At 53.6% G+C, this 15,771-nt stretch carries 8 protein-coding genes, 2 tRNA genes and 3 rRNA genes; 9 read left to right on the plus strand and 4 right to left on the minus strand.

What is annotated here, in order from left to right:
• Positions 1-324 precede the first annotated feature (324 nt).
• The gene (gene crfC / locus ACMGGX_RS11620) at positions 325-2,670 is read left to right on the plus strand and encodes a clamp-binding protein CrfC (RefSeq protein WP_420298386.1); all 2,346 of its coding nucleotides are present in this window, start codon (positions 325-327) and stop codon (positions 2,668-2,670) included.
• Positions 2,667-3,542, plus strand: a complete 876-nt coding sequence (locus ACMGGX_RS11625; protein WP_181594234.1) for a diguanylate cyclase regulator RdcB family protein — start codon at positions 2,667-2,669, stop codon at positions 3,540-3,542. Before crfC ends, ACMGGX_RS11625 begins: the two co-directional genes overlap by 4 nt.
• 63 nt (positions 3,543-3,605) lie before the next feature.
• On the opposite strand, the gene kdgT is transcribed toward ACMGGX_RS11625, so the two are convergent.
• Positions 3,606-4,598: a 2-keto-3-deoxygluconate transporter gene (gene kdgT, locus ACMGGX_RS11630; protein ID WP_420298387.1), complete on the minus strand. Its 993-nt coding sequence runs from the start codon at positions 4,596-4,598 to the stop codon at positions 3,606-3,608.
• A gap of 648 nt (positions 4,599-5,246) precedes the next feature.
• On the opposite strand from kdgT, the gene proP reads away from it, so the two are divergent.
• Entirely contained in the window at positions 5,247-6,749 is a 1,503-nt protein-coding gene (gene proP, locus ACMGGX_RS11635; protein WP_047653062.1) for a glycine betaine/L-proline transporter ProP, read from the plus strand.
• A gap of 32 nt (positions 6,750-6,781) precedes the next feature.
• Here the strand turns inward: proP and ACMGGX_RS11640 are convergent, their stop codons facing one another.
• Positions 6,782-7,735: a nickel/cobalt transporter gene (locus ACMGGX_RS11640; RefSeq protein WP_181594235.1), complete on the minus strand. Its 954-nt coding sequence runs from the start codon at positions 7,733-7,735 to the stop codon at positions 6,782-6,784.
• A 495-nt stretch (positions 7,736-8,230) separates the two neighbouring features.
• On the opposite strand from ACMGGX_RS11640, the gene ACMGGX_RS11645 reads away from it, so the two are divergent.
• The 4 genes from ACMGGX_RS11645 (at position 8,231) to rrf (ending at position 13,219) form a co-directional block, all read left to right on the plus strand.
• Positions 8,231-9,772, plus strand: a 16S ribosomal RNA gene (locus tag ACMGGX_RS11645).
• 85 nt (positions 9,773-9,857) lie between these two features.
• Positions 9,858-9,933, plus strand: a tRNA-Glu gene (locus tag ACMGGX_RS11650).
• 193 nt (positions 9,934-10,126) lie between these two features.
• Positions 10,127-13,032, plus strand: a 23S ribosomal RNA gene (locus ACMGGX_RS11655).
• Between the two features lie 71 nt (positions 13,033-13,103).
• Positions 13,104-13,219 (plus strand): 5S ribosomal RNA (rrf, locus tag ACMGGX_RS11660).
• Together the 16S, 23S and 5S rRNA genes with 1 tRNA gene alongside form the textbook arrangement of a ribosomal RNA operon.
• A gap of 225 nt (positions 13,220-13,444) precedes the next feature.
• On the opposite strand, the gene ACMGGX_RS11665 is transcribed toward rrf, so the two are convergent.
• Positions 13,445-13,520 (minus strand) — tRNA-Phe (locus tag ACMGGX_RS11665).
• A 169-nt stretch (positions 13,521-13,689) separates the two neighbouring features.
• Here ACMGGX_RS11665 and ACMGGX_RS11670 point away from each other — a divergent pair.
• Together ACMGGX_RS11670 and ACMGGX_RS11675 are read left to right on the plus strand one after the other, a co-directional pair.
• Positions 13,690-14,535, plus strand: a complete 846-nt coding sequence (locus ACMGGX_RS11670) for an AraC family transcriptional regulator (protein ID WP_059445176.1) — start codon at positions 13,690-13,692, stop codon at positions 14,533-14,535.
• Positions 14,536-14,571: 36 nt separating this feature from the next.
• The gene (locus ACMGGX_RS11675; protein ID WP_420298388.1) at positions 14,572-15,162 is read left to right on the plus strand and encodes a LysE family translocator; all 591 of its coding nucleotides are present in this window, start codon (positions 14,572-14,574) and stop codon (positions 15,160-15,162) included.
• Here ACMGGX_RS11675 and ACMGGX_RS11680 read toward each other — a convergent pair.
• Entirely contained in the window at positions 15,159-15,734 is a 576-nt protein-coding gene (locus ACMGGX_RS11680; RefSeq protein ID WP_023310110.1) for a transcriptional regulator, read from the minus strand. The genes ACMGGX_RS11675 and ACMGGX_RS11680 overlap by 4 nt on opposite strands.
• Between the last annotated feature and the right edge of the window lie 37 nt (positions 15,735-15,771).

Below are 15,771 nucleotides of genomic sequence, written 5' to 3' on the forward strand. Positions count from 1 at the left end.
GCGACACATTGTTATTTATCTCCTGACTTCGCTGCCATCCATATCTTTTGGCAGGGGCGTATTACCTCTCTTTTTAGGTGGGTAAATAATGATGATATATCCTGAAGTTTCTTAAAATTGGGCTACGCTTTTTTCCTTTGGCCGTCAGGCCAGGAGGGGAGCTATACACGCCATGCAAGGATAGCGAATTATTTCTGATTATCATCAATCAGTTATATTTCGGCGAACATGTTTTCCACACGTGATCATATAAGCCTGAACAACATAATTAATACCAGTGGCTTAATAAAAGTAATAAATTTGCGTTAAGGAAAGGCTTTTATCATGCACACACAGACCATTTTTGAATTAAGCCAGGAAGCTGAGCGTTTGTTACAGCTCGCCCTGCAAAACCTTGATACGTTGAAATCAATGCCGACTGCGATGCTGGAGAGCACCGCGGCTGCTATTACGGGTGAAAAGAACAACGTTTTACCTTTGCATTTTAGCGCGCGCGGTGTCGAAGCGCAGCAGGCGATGCTGAATAATGAATTACGAAAAATAACCCGGCTGGAAATGGTGCTGGCTATTGTGGGCACCATGAAAGCGGGGAAATCGACCACCATTAATGCGATTGTGGGGACCGAAGTATTGCCGAACCGCAATCGTCCGATGACGGCGCTTCCTACCCTGATTCGCCACACGCCGGGCCAGAAGGAGCCGGTGCTGCATTTCTCACATGCCTCGCCCATTGATGAATTGATCCAACTGCTACAGAAAAAGCTATGCGATTACGATCGCGGAAAGCTGGCTCAGCATCTGGAAATTGATAAAGACATGAATACGCTGCTGGAGCGCATTGAAAAAGGAGAAGCTTTTGAAAAGCATCACCTGGGCGCGCAGCCGATATTTCATTGTCTGAAAAGCCTCAACGATCTGGTGAGGCTTTCCCAGGCGTTAGGGGTGGAGTTTCCCTTCTCTGAATATGCCGCCATCGAACATATTCCGGTGATTGAAGTGGAGTTCGTGCATCTTGCGGGTCTGGATGCTCACCTCGGACAGCTGACGCTGCTCGATACGCCCGGGCCGAATGAGGCCGGACAGCCGCATCTGCAAAAAATGCTCAGCGAGCAGTTGTCCCGCGCGTCGGCGGTGCTGGCCGTGATGGATTATACCCAGCTTAAATCCATCTCTGATGAAGAAGTCCGCCAGGCCATTTCCGCGGCGGGAAAATCCGTGCCGCTGTATGCCCTGGTCAATAAGTTCGATCAGAAAGATCGCAATAGCGACGATGAAGAGCAGATCCGGGCGATGATCTCCGGCACCTTAATGAAAGGCAATATTTCGCCTGGCCAGATCTACCCCGTTTCGTCCATGTGGGCCTATCTGGCAAACCGCGCTCGCTACGAGATGAGTAACCACGGACAACTGCCGGATCATCAGGAGCAACCCTGGGTGCAGGACTTTGCCGAAGCGGCGCTTGGGCGGCGCTGGCGTACGGCGGACCTGGACGATATCGACCATATTCGTCATGCTGCCGATTTACTCTGGGAAGATTCGCTTTTCGAACAACCGATACGCAAGCTGATCTACGCCGCCTATGCCAACGCCTCGCTATACGCGCTGCGTTCGGCCTCGCACAAGCTGCTCAACTACGCACAAAATGCCCGGGAGTACCTCGACTTCCGCTATCAGGGGCTGACGGTTGCCTTTGAGGCGCTGGAACTGAATATCGCACGTCTGGAAGAGGATATGGCGCTTCTCCAGACGCGTCAGAGCGTGGTGAGCGATGAGGTGAAACATGAAGTTGAGGAGGCGCTGAACGCTACAGCGGACTTTATGGGAGCGCAAAAAACCGCGCTTAACCAGGCGATTGGCGAGGTGTTCAGCGCTCAGCATATTCTTGATTTGGCTGGCATCGATCGGCAGAACCCTCACGGTGACGAGCTGAAGCAGCTGGTTCTGGACGATGAAGGGCAGGCGCAGATCGCGCTAAGTAAAATCCGCTCCTCCTGCGAACGGGTGATGCTGGATGCACAGACGAAAATCTGCCGGGAGCTGGCGTTACGCTTCGACCAGCTTGAATCTACGCTGGCGCGTTCCCTGAACGAAGCCATGCGCCCCATCGAAACGCGTATTAAAGAGCATCTGAGCCATGCGGGTTTTCGGGCGCGAATCAGTTTCCCGGCGTTTCAGGCTCACCAGCTCAACTTCAACACGCGGGCGCTGTTTAACGATGCGATAGCGCAGGATGACAGCCAGGCAGGCCCGTCATCAGGCGGGAGCAGTATGCGAGAAACGGTCTCTCGCTGGCTCAATAATCCGGGCTGGGGCTGGGATGAGTATGTGGAAACGCGCGCGCGATATGTTATCGATATTGCGCAGCTACATGACAAATTTAAGCAACATATTGAGCTGTTTTGTGAACAAATACGTAAAGCTTTGTCCGCGCAGGTCGATGTCTCTGTTACGGCAGGAATGGCGACGTTCTTTGCAGAATTTTCGCTGTGCCTGACCGGGTTACAGGAAAGCTTGCGTGATAGCCTCGCAGTACGTCAACAGAATGAGCATTCAACCCGAGCGCTCTGCCAGCTGTTGAAGCAGAGTATTACGACTGCGACGTGGATACAGGAAGATACCCGACTGTTACGCGATGATATTCAAACTCTATTCGCGGCAGAGCAACCATGACAACACCACTACTGGACGGTCCCGGGCGAACGCTGGAGTGTATTAATCCAAAATTTATGGTCGATCTGGTGCAGGGAGTGGACGCGGCGCGTCATCCTCACCTGGGACCACAACAGCTTCAGTTTCGTGAGCGTTTGACTCAGGAAATCATGACGCATACCCGGCTACGCCCCTGGGCGATGGCGGGTATGCTCAATGAAAATGCAGCGCTGCGCCTGGGGCTGGCGGAAAAACTGGCCGGCATGCTTGACCCGGGTCATCTCGCGCTGACGCTGATGGCAGAGAAAATGATTGCTTTGCGCCAGCAGACTCACCCGCGCGCCCAGCAGTCCCCGGGGCTGATGCAGCAGTACGCTGAACTCGCCTCTCATTTTACCCAACGCGCCGCCTATAAAGAGAAGGCGCTAACCCAGCGCGGGCTGACGGTGCAGGCGGGTGAGCACAGCGAGCAGATTTTTACCCGCTGGCGGGCCGGGCATTATGATGGCTGGTCATTGGCCGGGCGTTGTTTTATCGTCCTGGAAGAGCTGCGCTGGGGGGCATTTGGTGACGCATGCCGCCTCGCGAATGAAGATGTGGCGGCAATGCTTAAGGATAACCTGCGCAGCATGGCGGCTAACTATCTGGCACAGGGCATCAATGCGTCCCCCACGACCCGCCATTTCTATCACCAGTGGCTGACAACGCCGGCCTCTCCGGGTTTAATCGATCATAAAGACATGCTGGGCTGGCTGGGGGACTGGTGTCAGGCGGATCAACATCCGGTGAGCTGGTCAGTGACGCAAAACTGGCAGACCGTCGCGCTGGGTATGCCAAGGCTCTGTTCGGCAAAACGGCTTGTGGACGGGATGGTGGAAGAGATTTTTGGGTAAATCCCTTACCCCTCACCCTAACCCTCTCCCCGTAGGGGAGAGGGGATGGCCTGATGCGGTGTGTTAATGGCGGAGTTCTACCGCTTTTCTTTCGATATCCTGCTCGGGGGCACTTGCGTAGCGTTTCGCGTACAGCGCGGTGATGATGGGCACCAGAATCGCGGTGACAATCACGCTCGCGGCAACCAGCGCCGTCGCTGAAGCGACGACCGGTTCGAAGGCCGGGTTAATTTGGGCGATAATCACCGGGTTTGCAACAGCAGCCCCCGCGGCTGAAGAGGCGGCGACGCCGGCCGTGCCGTTTCCTCCTCCGATTACGCGGTCGGCAATAATCAGCGGAATACCGGTGATGACGATCACGGCGACACCCAGCACAATGCCCAGCAGGCCGGTATCGAGAATGACCTTCAGGTTGATGGTGTTCCCCAGTGCGAAACCGAAGAACGGGATTAGCACCGGCGTGGCTTTGCTGAAGAAATCACGCAGATCGCGGTCGAGATTGCCAAGGGCGAAACCGACCAGGAAGGGCAGGATTGCGCCGACAAAGTGGTGGGGTTCAAACGAGGCCAGGCCAGCAGACCCCAGGATCAGCATCGTCATCAATGGGCCGGACTCCAGAGACATCAACACAAATGCGCCGGACTCTTCTTTCGTTCCGTACTGGTTCATCAGGCTGGCGTACAATCCGCCGTTGGTCATATCCATCGCCGAGACAATCGCCAGGACCGATAAACCCGCAAAGAACCCGGTCTGAATTCCATTCTCCGGAATGAACATCGCGCATATCATTGCCACCGCCCAGGCTACCGCTATTTTGGTTATCACCAGCGTTCCGGATTTCCGTAATACTGTCCCCGTTGCCCGCAAATTAATGGATGCGCCGATACAAAAAAACCAGACGGCAAGAATGGGAACCGTGCCTGTTATCATGCCTTTTGTGAAACCACCGAAATAGGCTCCGGTATCGGGAGCAAGAGTATTCAGGATGGCGCCCAGCACCAGCGGAACCAGCATCATGCCGCCGGGTATACGTTCTATCGTGGCTTTAATCTTCATAGACAAACCTCACATCGGATCCCGCAGGACGGGTGATAGGTGTTATAAATTAGTCAATAAATTCAATCGATTGCTCGTATTGCTTGCGGTGTTTTTTCGAAATCCCTGCAACAAAATTAAATGCGTGCTCTCAATTAACCTTTTTCTGAAACACATAAAACGCTGAATTCAGATTTATGATGCGATCATTGGAATAACGATTCAATGAAAATAAAACATCGTTTTAGTTATCTTTGTCACATATTCAATGTAAAACCTGAGACCGGTTCCTGTTGGTGAAAATTTATGTAAACCTGATGTGAATTAACGTGGTTTGTTTTTCCGTTAAGAAAGAAATAATGACGCCCGGGAGGATGCTCTTTAGGTGGGGTAAGGAAGTACTTATTTGCACTCCTTGACAAAAATTGGACTGAGTTGACGAGACGCGAAAATATGTGTGAAGTTGATCACAAATATAAACGCTGGTAGGGTAAAAAGGTCATTAACTGCCCAGGCAGGCGTCAACAGGTTCGGTTGTATCGACGTAAAACGTCAATGTAAGTAAACCTGCTACGCTTGAATAAGGCGATTCGCATGGAGCGGATCCCATGGTTCACAGAACGCTAACTGGACTGTGAAACAGACAGGGCCGAGTCAACGAGGATAGCTATGCTGAGAAGGAAAAAGATTAAACCCATCACGCTTCGCGACGTCACCATTATTGATGACGCAAAGCTGCGTAAAGCGATTACCGCAGCCTCGCTCGGTAATGCGATGGAATGGTTCGATTTTGGTGTCTACGGCTTTGTGGCCTATGCGTTAGGTAAAGTGTTTTTCCCCGGGGCCGATCCCAGCCTGCAGATGATTGCCGCACTGGGTACGTTCTCCGTTCCCTTCCTGATTCGCCCGCTGGGCGGTCTGTTCTTCGGTATGCTCGGCGATAAATATGGTCGTCAGAAGATCCTGGCCATCACCATCGTCATTATGTCGATCAGTACATTCTGTATCGGCCTTATACCGTCTTACGCCACCATCGGCATTTGGGCACCCATTCTCCTGCTGATTTGTAAGATGGCGCAGGGCTTCTCCGTCGGCGGTGAATATACCGGTGCCTCGATCTTCGTCGCCGAGTATTCCCCGGACCGTAAGCGCGGTTTTATGGGAAGCTGGCTGGACTTCGGCTCGATTGCCGGGTTTGTCATGGGCGCAGGCGTAGTCGTGCTGATTTCAACCGTGGTGGGTGAAGATAACTTCCTCGACTGGGGCTGGCGTATCCCGTTCTTCCTGGCATTGCCGCTGGGGATAATTGGTCTCTACCTGCGTCATGCGCTGGAAGAGACGCCTGCCTTCCAGCAGCACGTCGATAAACTTGAGCAGGGTGACCGCGAAGGGCTGCAGGATGGTCCGAAGGTGTCGTTTAAAGAGATTGCCACTAAGCACTGGCGCAGCCTGCTGACCTGTATTGGTCTGGTGATTTCGACCAACGTGACCTACTACATGCTGTTGACCTACATGCCGAGCTATCTGTCGCATAACCTGCACTACTCGGAAGATCACGGTGTGCTGATTATTATCGCCATCATGGTGGGTATGCTGTTTGTGCAGCCGATTATGGGCCTGTTGAGTGACCGTTTTGGTCGTCGACCGTTCATTATTCTGGGAAGCGTTGCGCTGTTTGCTCTGGCAATTCCGGCATTCATTCTGATTAACAGTGATGTGCTGGGGCTGATTTTTGCCGGTCTGCTGATGCTGGCGGTGATCCTTAACTGCTTTATCGGGGTGATGGCCTCAACGTTGCCCGCGATGTTCCCGACGCATATTCGCTACAGCGCGCTGGCCGCGGCCTTTAACATCTCGGTGCTGATTGCCGGTCTGACCCCGACGCTTGCCGCCTCGCTGGTCGAGAGCACGCAGAACCTGATGATGCCGGCTTATTACCTGATGGTGATTGCGGTGATTGGTTTGATTACCGGTCTTACCATGAAGGAGACGGCGAATCGCCCTCTGAAAGGCGCAACGCCTGCGGCGTCTGACATCCAGGAAGCGAAAGAGATCCTGCGCGAGCACTACGATAACGTAGAGCAGAAGATTGAGGACATTGACGCAGAGATTGAAGAGCTGCAGAAAAAACGCTCCCGACTGGTGGACCAGCATCCACGCATCAACGAGTAATAAAGAAACCCGCCAACGGCGGGTTTCTTTTATTAGCATCCGGCAGCGATGTAGTCGCCATTGGCGCTGACGGGGATCACCGTCAGGAACAGCACCGTCGCAAACAGGATCAGGACTATCCCTCCGGCTATTTTGACTGCTGGCACCAGCCATCTTAATGAAGCGCTTTCTCCGAACCAGGTCACCGTGCGCTCGCGGGCGTAACGTACAGCCAGGGAAAGCCCCACAATAGAAAGTGCGGTGCCCAAAGACATGGTCATGACCGCGGCCACTCCCCAGGTGACAATGCCCAGCGCGTTCGAAAACATCAGAATCATGATCGCCCCGCTGCACGGGCGTGCGCCAATTGCCAGAATCACGCCCAGACGGGTTTTCCAGTCGCCCTGCGTCAGGTCTGTACCTACGCCGTGATGGCCGCAGCCACAGTGTTCATCGTGCTGATGAAGCGGCTTGATGGCGGAGATAGACATCCTGCGCGGGCGCAGGCTCTTCAGCGCCTGATAAATGACAAAAGCACCGAATGCGCCAATAAGCACTGCGCTTATCTTTTCCACGTACCAGCGGCTGGTACTGATATCCCCGGAGGCGAGGTTAAACCCTACCGCCAGAATAAAGACAAACAGAATGGCGCTGACGCCCTGCATCAGGCTACCCAGGAAGGGGACGACCCGGGCGGCCAGCTCGCTTTCCTTATTGGTGGTCAGATAGGTCGTCACGATGAACTTTCCGTGTCCGGGTCCAATGGCGTGAAGGACACCATAAAGGAAAGCCCCCGTTAACAGCCATAATCCGCCTCTGTACTGGTGGTTATTAAGCTGCAGCAGATACATCACCAGATAGCGGTGCAGCGTAATTTGCGTGGCGAGACACCACTGGATAAAGGCGTTCCAGTGCGCATGCAGGGTAAAACCGGCAAAGAGGAGTGCCAGCAGCATCACCCCTGCTGTAGGGAGACGCCAGTCGCGGGCGAGGCGTTGTGTGGTCATGAGGGTGGGCCTGCACTGAGGAGAATATTTGCCGCTAGTATAGTTGATCTTCTCGCTCAATTCGTGGGATCGCATCGCGATCCGCTCATGATTGTGGATAACTTTGTGCATAAAAGGGTATAAGGCGGGGTTTTGCTGTGGAATGCAGCAGTCAGTCATTTTTCTGTCATTTAGCGGTTGCGGCCAGCTGAGAACTCCCTATAATGCGCCTCCATCGACACGGCGGATGTGAATCACTTCACAAACAACCCGGTCGGTTGAAGAGAAAAATTCTGAAATAACGGGTTGACTCTGAAAGAGGAAAGCGTAATATACGCCACCTCGCAACGGTGAGCGAAAGCCGCGTTGCACTGCTCTTTAACAATTTATCAGACAATCTGTGTGGGCACTCAAAGTGACATGGATTCTTAATGTCTCCGGACAATAAATGAATACCAAGTCTCTGAGTGAACATACGTAATTCATTACGAAGTTTAATTCACGAGCATCAAACTTAAATTGAAGAGTTTGATCATGGCTCAGATTGAACGCTGGCGGCAGGCCTAACACATGCAAGTCGAGCGGTAGCACAGGAGAGCTTGCTCTCCGGGTGACGAGCGGCGGACGGGTGAGTAATGTCTGGGAAACTGCCTGATGGAGGGGGATAACTACTGGAAACGGTAGCTAATACCGCATAACGTCGCAAGACCAAAGAGGGGGACCTTCGGGCCTCTTGCCATCAGATGTGCCCAGATGGGATTAGCTAGTAGGTGGGGTAACGGCTCACCTAGGCGACGATCCCTAGCTGGTCTGAGAGGATGACCAGCCACACTGGAACTGAGACACGGTCCAGACTCCTACGGGAGGCAGCAGTGGGGAATATTGCACAATGGGCGCAAGCCTGATGCAGCCATGCCGCGTGTATGAAGAAGGCCTTCGGGTTGTAAAGTACTTTCAGCGGGGAGGAAGGTGTTGAGGTTAATAACCTCAGCAATTGACGTTACCCGCAGAAGAAGCACCGGCTAACTCCGTGCCAGCAGCCGCGGTAATACGGAGGGTGCAAGCGTTAATCGGAATTACTGGGCGTAAAGCGCACGCAGGCGGTCTGTCAAGTCGGATGTGAAATCCCCGGGCTCAACCTGGGAACTGCATTCGAAACTGGCAGGCTAGAGTCTTGTAGAGGGGGGTAGAATTCCAGGTGTAGCGGTGAAATGCGTAGAGATCTGGAGGAATACCGGTGGCGAAGGCGGCCCCCTGGACAAAGACTGACGCTCAGGTGCGAAAGCGTGGGGAGCAAACAGGATTAGATACCCTGGTAGTCCACGCCGTAAACGATGTCGACTTGGAGGTTGTGCCCTTGAGGCGTGGCTTCCGGAGCTAACGCGTTAAGTCGACCGCCTGGGGAGTACGGCCGCAAGGTTAAAACTCAAATGAATTGACGGGGGCCCGCACAAGCGGTGGAGCATGTGGTTTAATTCGATGCAACGCGAAGAACCTTACCTACTCTTGACATCCAGAGAACTTTCCAGAGATGGATTGGTGCCTTCGGGAACTCTGAGACAGGTGCTGCATGGCTGTCGTCAGCTCGTGTTGTGAAATGTTGGGTTAAGTCCCGCAACGAGCGCAACCCTTATCCTTTGTTGCCAGCGGTTAGGCCGGGAACTCAAAGGAGACTGCCAGTGATAAACTGGAGGAAGGTGGGGATGACGTCAAGTCATCATGGCCCTTACGAGTAGGGCTACACACGTGCTACAATGGCGCATACAAAGAGAAGCGACCTCGCGAGAGCAAGCGGACCTCATAAAGTGCGTCGTAGTCCGGATTGGAGTCTGCAACTCGACTCCATGAAGTCGGAATCGCTAGTAATCGTAGATCAGAATGCTACGGTGAATACGTTCCCGGGCCTTGTACACACCGCCCGTCACACCATGGGAGTGGGTTGCAAAAGAAGTAGGTAGCTTAACCTTCGGGAGGGCGCTTACCACTTTGTGATTCATGACTGGGGTGAAGTCGTAACAAGGTAACCGTAGGGGAACCTGCGGTTGGATCACCTCCTTACCTTAAAGAACCTGCCTTTGCAGTGCTCACACAGATTGTCTGATGAAAAGTAAATAGCAAGGCGTCTTGCGATTGAGACTTACACGTCCCCTTCGTCTAGAGGCCCAGGACACCGCCCTTTCACGGCGGTAACAGGGGTTCGAATCCCCTAGGGGACGCCACTTGCTGGTTCGTGAGTGAAAGTCACCTGCCGTCATATCTCAAAACTCATCTTCGGGTGACGTTTGAGATATTTGCTCTTTAAAAATCTGGATCAAGCTGAAAATTGAAACGACACATCTTTAATGGTGTGTTCGAGTCTCTCAAATTTTCGCAAGTCGATGGTGAATCGAAAGAAACATCTTCGGGTTGTGAGGTTAAGCGACTAAGCGTACACGGTGGATGCCCTGGCAGTCAGAGGCGATGAAGGACGTGCTAATCTGCGAAAAGCGCCGGCGAGGTGATATGAACCTTTGACCCGGCGATGTCCGAATGGGGAAACCCAGTGCAATTCGTTGCACTATCGTTAACTGAATACATAGGTTAACGAGGCGAACCGGGGGAACTGAAACATCTAAGTACCCCGAGGAAAAGAAATCAACCGAGATTCCCCCAGTAGCGGCGAGCGAACGGGGAGCAGCCCAGAGTCTGAATCAGCTTGTGTGTTAGTGGAACGGTCTGGAAAGTCCGGCGATACAGGGTGACAGCCCCGTACACGAAAGCACACAGGCTGTGAACTCGAAGAGTAGGGCGGGACACGTGGTATCCTGTCTGAATATGGGGGGACCATCCTCCAAGGCTAAATACTCCTGACTGACCGATAGTGAACCAGTACCGTGAGGGAAAGGCGAAAAGAACCCCGGCGAGGGGAGTGAAAAAGAACCTGAAACCGTGTACGTACAAGCAGTGGGAGCACCCTTGTGGTGTGACTGCGTACCTTTTGTATAATGGGTCAGCGACTTATATTCTGTAGCAAGGTTAACCGTATAGGGGAGCCGAAGGGAAACCGAGTCTTAACTGGGCGTTAAGTTGCAGGGTATAGACCCGAAACCCGGTGATCTAGCCATGGGCAGGTTGAAGGTTGGGTAACACTAACTGGAGGACCGAACCGACTAATGTTGAAAAATTAGCGGATGACTTGTGGCTGGGGGTGAAAGGCCAATCAAACCGGGAGATAGCTGGTTCTCCCCGAAAGCTATTTAGGTAGCGCCTCGTGAACTCATCTTCGGGGGTAGAGCACTGTTTCGGCTAGGGGGCCATCCCGGCTTACCAACCCGATGCAAACTACGAATACCGAAGAATGTTATCACGGGAGACACACGGCGGGTGCTAACGTCCGTCGTGAAGAGGGAAACAACCCAGACCGCCAGCTAAGGTCCCAAAGTCATGGTTAAGTGGGAAACGATGTGGGAAGGCACAGACAGCCAGGATGTTGGCTTAGAAGCAGCCATCATTTAAAGAAAGCGTAATAGCTCACTGGTCGAGTCGGCCTGCGCGGAAGATGTAACGGGGCTAAACCATGCACCGAAGCTGCGGCAGCGACGCTTATGCGTTGTTGGGTAGGGGAGCGTTCTGTAAGCCGTTGAAGGTGTGCTGTGAGGCATGCTGGAGGTATCAGAAGTGCGAATGCTGACATAAGTAACGATAAAGCGGGTGAAAAGCCCGCTCGCCGGAAGACCAAGGGTTCCTGTCCAACGTTAATCGGGGCAGGGTGAGTCGACCCCTAAGGCGAGGCCGAAAGGCGTAGTCGATGGGAAACAGGTTAATATTCCTGTACTTGGTGTTACTGCGAAGGGGGGACGGAGAAGGCTATGTTAGCCGGGCGACGGTTGTCCCGGTTTAAGCATGTAGGCGGAACGATTAGGTAAATCCGGTCGTTTATTAACGCTGAGGTGTGATGACGAGGCACTACGGTGCTGAAGTAACAAATGCCCTGCTTCCAGGAAAAGCCTCTAAGCATCAGGTAACACGAAATCGTACCCCAAACCGACACAGGTGGTCAGGTAGAGAATACCAAGGCGCTTGAGAGAACTCGGGTGAAGGAACTAGGCAAAATGGTGCCGTAACTTCGGGAGAAGGCACGCTGATATGTAGGTGAAGCCCCTGCGGGTGGAGCTGAAATCAGTCGAAGATACCAGCTGGCTGCAACTGTTTATTAAAAACACAGCACTGTGCAAACACGAAAGTGGACGTATACGGTGTGACGCCTGCCCGGTGCCGGAAGGTTAATTGATGGGGTTAGCGGCAACGCGAAGCTCTTGATCGAAGCCCCGGTAAACGGCGGCCGTAACTATAACGGTCCTAAGGTAGCGAAATTCCTTGTCGGGTAAGTTCCGACCTGCACGAATGGCGTAATGATGGCCAGGCTGTCTCCACCCGAGACTCAGTGAAATTGAACTCGCTGTGAAGATGCAGTGTACCCGCGGCAAGACGGAAAGACCCCGTGAACCTTTACTATAGCTTGACACTGAACACTGGTCCTTGATGTGTAGGATAGGTGGGAGGCTTTGAAGCGTGGACGCCAGTCTGCGTGGAGCCATCCTTGAAATACCACCCTTTAATGGCTGGTGTTCTAACGTAGACCCGTAATCCGGGTTGCGGACAGTGTCTGGTGGGTAGTTTGACTGGGGCGGTCTCCTCCCAAAGAGTAACGGAGGAGCACGAAGGTTAGCTAATCCTGGTCGGACATCAGGAGGTTAGTGCAATGGCATAAGCTAGCTTGACTGCGAGAGTGACGGCTCGAGCAGGTGCGAAAGCAGGTCATAGTGATCCGGTGGTTCTGAATGGAAGGGCCATCGCTCAACGGATAAAAGGTACTCCGGGGATAACAGGCTGATACCGCCCAAGAGTTCATATCGACGGCGGTGTTTGGCACCTCGATGTCGGCTCATCACATCCTGGGGCTGAAGTAGGTCCCAAGGGTATGGCTGTTCGCCATTTAAAGTGGTACGCGAGCTGGGTTTAGAACGTCGTGAGACAGTTCGGTCCCTATCTGCCGTGGGCGCTGGAGAATTGAGGGGGGCTGCTCCTAGTACGAGAGGACCGGAGTGGACGCATCACTGGTGTTCGGGTTGTCATGCCAATGGCACTGCCCGGTAGCTAAATGCGGAAGAGATAAGTGCTGAAAGCATCTAAGCACGAAACTTGCCCCGAGATGAGTTCTCCCTGACCCTTTAAGGGTCCTGAAGGAACGTTGAAGACTACGACGTTGATAGGTCGGGTGTGTAAGCGCAGCGATGCGTTGAGCTAACCGATACTAATGAACCGTGAGGCTTAACCTTACAACGCCGAAGCTGTTTCGGCGAAGAGACAGACAATCAAGTTTCAGCCTGATACAGATTAACAGAATTTGCCTGGCGGCTTTAGCGCGGTGGTCCCACCTGACCCCATGCCGAACTCAGAAGTGAAACGCCGTAGCGCCGATGGTAGTGTGGGGTCTCCCCATGTGAGAGTAGGGAACTGCCAGGCATCAATTAGAAAAACCCCGTACCGAAAGGTGCGGGGTTTTTTGCTTTGCGTCCGGAAAATGTCCGGTGGCGCTGCGCTTGCGTTTTAGTAGGCTGGATAAGGCAAAGCCGCCATCCGGCAACGCAGACCGCACGATCCCACGGCAAAGAGAAACAGGAATACAAAGAAGGGATGTATAAACGCAGAAAAGCAAAAACCCAGCCATAGGCTGGGTTCTTTAAATAGTGGTGCCCGGACTCGGAATCGAACCAAGGACACGGGGATTTTCAATCCCCTGCTCTACCGACTGAGCTATCCGGGCAACGGAGCGCATTAAACCGCAATCACGCTCGATCGTCAACATTATTTCGGGAAAAGCTGTTCAACTGCTTAAGTTTGCGGCAATCTGTCCGCTTTCGCCGTGAAAATGCACAAATCTTCCAGACAGAACCAGTGTAATACGGCAATGCTGATAGCAAGAGGAGGGCAGTATGGCAAATGACTGGCTTGAACTGCGTCAGCATGCAGATACGGGTATTGAGACGATTAAAGCGCATTTCGAAGGGCATGCCTTTGATCCGCACTGGCACGATAGCTATCTGGTAGGGATAACCCTCTCTGGCACGCAGCAGTTTCACTGCCGCCGTGAGCGTCATCGTAGCCAGCCGGGCGACGCATTTCTCCTCGAGCCTGGCGAGATCCACGACGGTGATGCGCCTGTAGAGGGCGGCTTTACCTATTTGACCTTCTATCTTGATGAGCGCTGGCTTACCCGTGCGCTACAGGGGCTTTACGAATCTACTCCAGGGAGTTATTCACTCCACTTTGCCCAAACGCTGACAAGGGAGCCGCAGCTGGTGCGCGCTATCGGTGAGACATTCTCCACCCTGCATAATGACGAGATGAAAATCGTTCAGCAGAGCACAATGGATAATCTGCTCTCCCGGATCACCGCCCACTGCCACTGGCGTAAGAAACTGCCGTCGCAGTTACAAAGCGCTGCCGTGGCGCATCGTGCGCGCGACTATCTCTATGCCCATATCGGTGAGAACGTGGGGCTGTCAGATCTTGCGCGCGAGACGGGCACAGATCGCTTTACCCTGACGCGCTGTTTTAAGCGCGAGTTCAACCTGGCGCCACACGCATGGCTTATTCAGCTGCGTCTGGCAAAGGCCAGACAGCTGCTGGCGCGCGGTGACCAGCCCGTTGATGTGGCTGCCGCAGTGGGATTTGCCGATCAAAGCCATCTGGGGCGTTGGTTTCAGCGTGCTTACCGCATCTCTCCTGCACACTACCGACGGTTGTGCACAAACCTTCCAGACGTTTCCAAAAAATAACGGCACATTCATGGCTCTAATAAAAAGGAGCCACTTGTGAGTTTGATACCCTTTCTGTTGTTCGCATTTGTCGCCTCCATTACGCCGGGGCCGACCAATATTCTCGTGCTGACGAACAGCCAGCACTTTGGCGTAAAAAATACCGTACCTGCTATTCTGGGCGGGTGTATCGCAGCCAGTGCGATTGTGCTGGTATCCGGCGCGGGCGCGGGGGAAGTGCTGCGTCAGTACCCTCTGATACGTCAGATAATGAGCTGGGCAGGCGTGCTGTGGCTAAGCTGGATGAGCTGGCAGCTGTTTCGCGCCCCGGCTGCCCGTCTCTCCGCTAAGAATCGTATCCGATTTACCGCTCGGGCGGCGGCGCTGCTGCAGATCGTGAACCCCAAAACCTGGATGATGGCGCTGGCCGTCGTCAGCCTGTTTGCCCCAGCTGGCAACCATGAATTGCGGGATATTGCGCTAATGGCGCTATGGTTTCTGCTGATCTCGATAGCCTGTTTGATGTGCTGGGCGTGGTTGGGTAAAGCGGTGAACCGAATTTTTCGCACCACCGTGGCGATGGTGCGGTTTCAGCGCCTGATGGCGCTGTGTCTGCTCGTCTCCGCCTGGGCGGGCATGCTGGCTTAGGTCAGCGCTCCACCCATTCTGCATTGGGCAAAGCGTAGAATATCTTCCGCCAGGCGGTGCGCCGTATCCACATCTGCCTGGCTACGGTTCACCAGCATGCGGCTGAGGCAACCTTCCAGCACCAGCTCCATCTGTTTAGCCACCATCGCAGGGTCATCGACTTCCAGAGTGGTCAGCAGCTCGTGGGTGAAGTCATGCGCCGCCCGTTTTTGCTGCTCCGCCAACTGGTGGATAGGATGGCCTGGGTCGGGAAAATAAGTGCAGGCGGCGATGAACAGACAACCCGGGTAGCGGTTGTTGCTGACGCATTCCGTCAGCGCGGTATAGCGCGCCAGCAGCTTTTGCTCCGCGGTCAGTTCTTCATTCAGCATCAGTTGCCTGCGCCAGATATCAACCTGCTGGCTGAGATAGCGCAGGGCATCATAGAGTAGCGCCTCTTTATCCGGCCAGAAGCGCTTAAGTTCATCCAGAGGATAATCGATACGGTCGGCTACCATCTCAAGCGTGGTGCTGGCGATCCCTTGAATCTCAAGTAGTTGCAGGGCTTGTCCCAGTACGTCTTCACGTTGCACGGTTATCTCCTCCGCTATTCCCAACGGTTTGTCCCGT

The sequence above is a fragment of the Enterobacter sp. BNK-29 genome, assembly GCF_048684785.1.
In the GTDB taxonomy this organism is placed as follows: domain Bacteria; phylum Pseudomonadota; class Gammaproteobacteria; order Enterobacterales; family Enterobacteriaceae; genus Enterobacter; species Enterobacter cloacae_M.

Coding starts and splice junctions, on each gene's coding strand:
- crfC (WP_420298386.1), top strand. CDS start 325: ATGCACACACAGACCATTTTTGAATTAAGCCAGGAAGCTGAGCGTTTG.
- ACMGGX_RS11625 (WP_181594234.1), top strand. CDS start 2,667: ATGACAACACCACTACTGGACGGTCCCGGGCGAACGCTGGAGTGTATT.
- kdgT (WP_420298387.1), bottom strand. CDS start 4,598: ATGAAGATTAAAGCCACGATAGAACGTATACCCGGCGGCATGATGCTG.
- proP (WP_047653062.1), top strand. CDS start 5,247: ATGCTGAGAAGGAAAAAGATTAAACCCATCACGCTTCGCGACGTCACC.
- ACMGGX_RS11640 (WP_181594235.1), bottom strand. CDS start 7,735: ATGACCACACAACGCCTCGCCCGCGACTGGCGTCTCCCTACAGCAGGG.
- ACMGGX_RS11670 (WP_059445176.1), top strand. CDS start 13,690: ATGGCAAATGACTGGCTTGAACTGCGTCAGCATGCAGATACGGGTATT.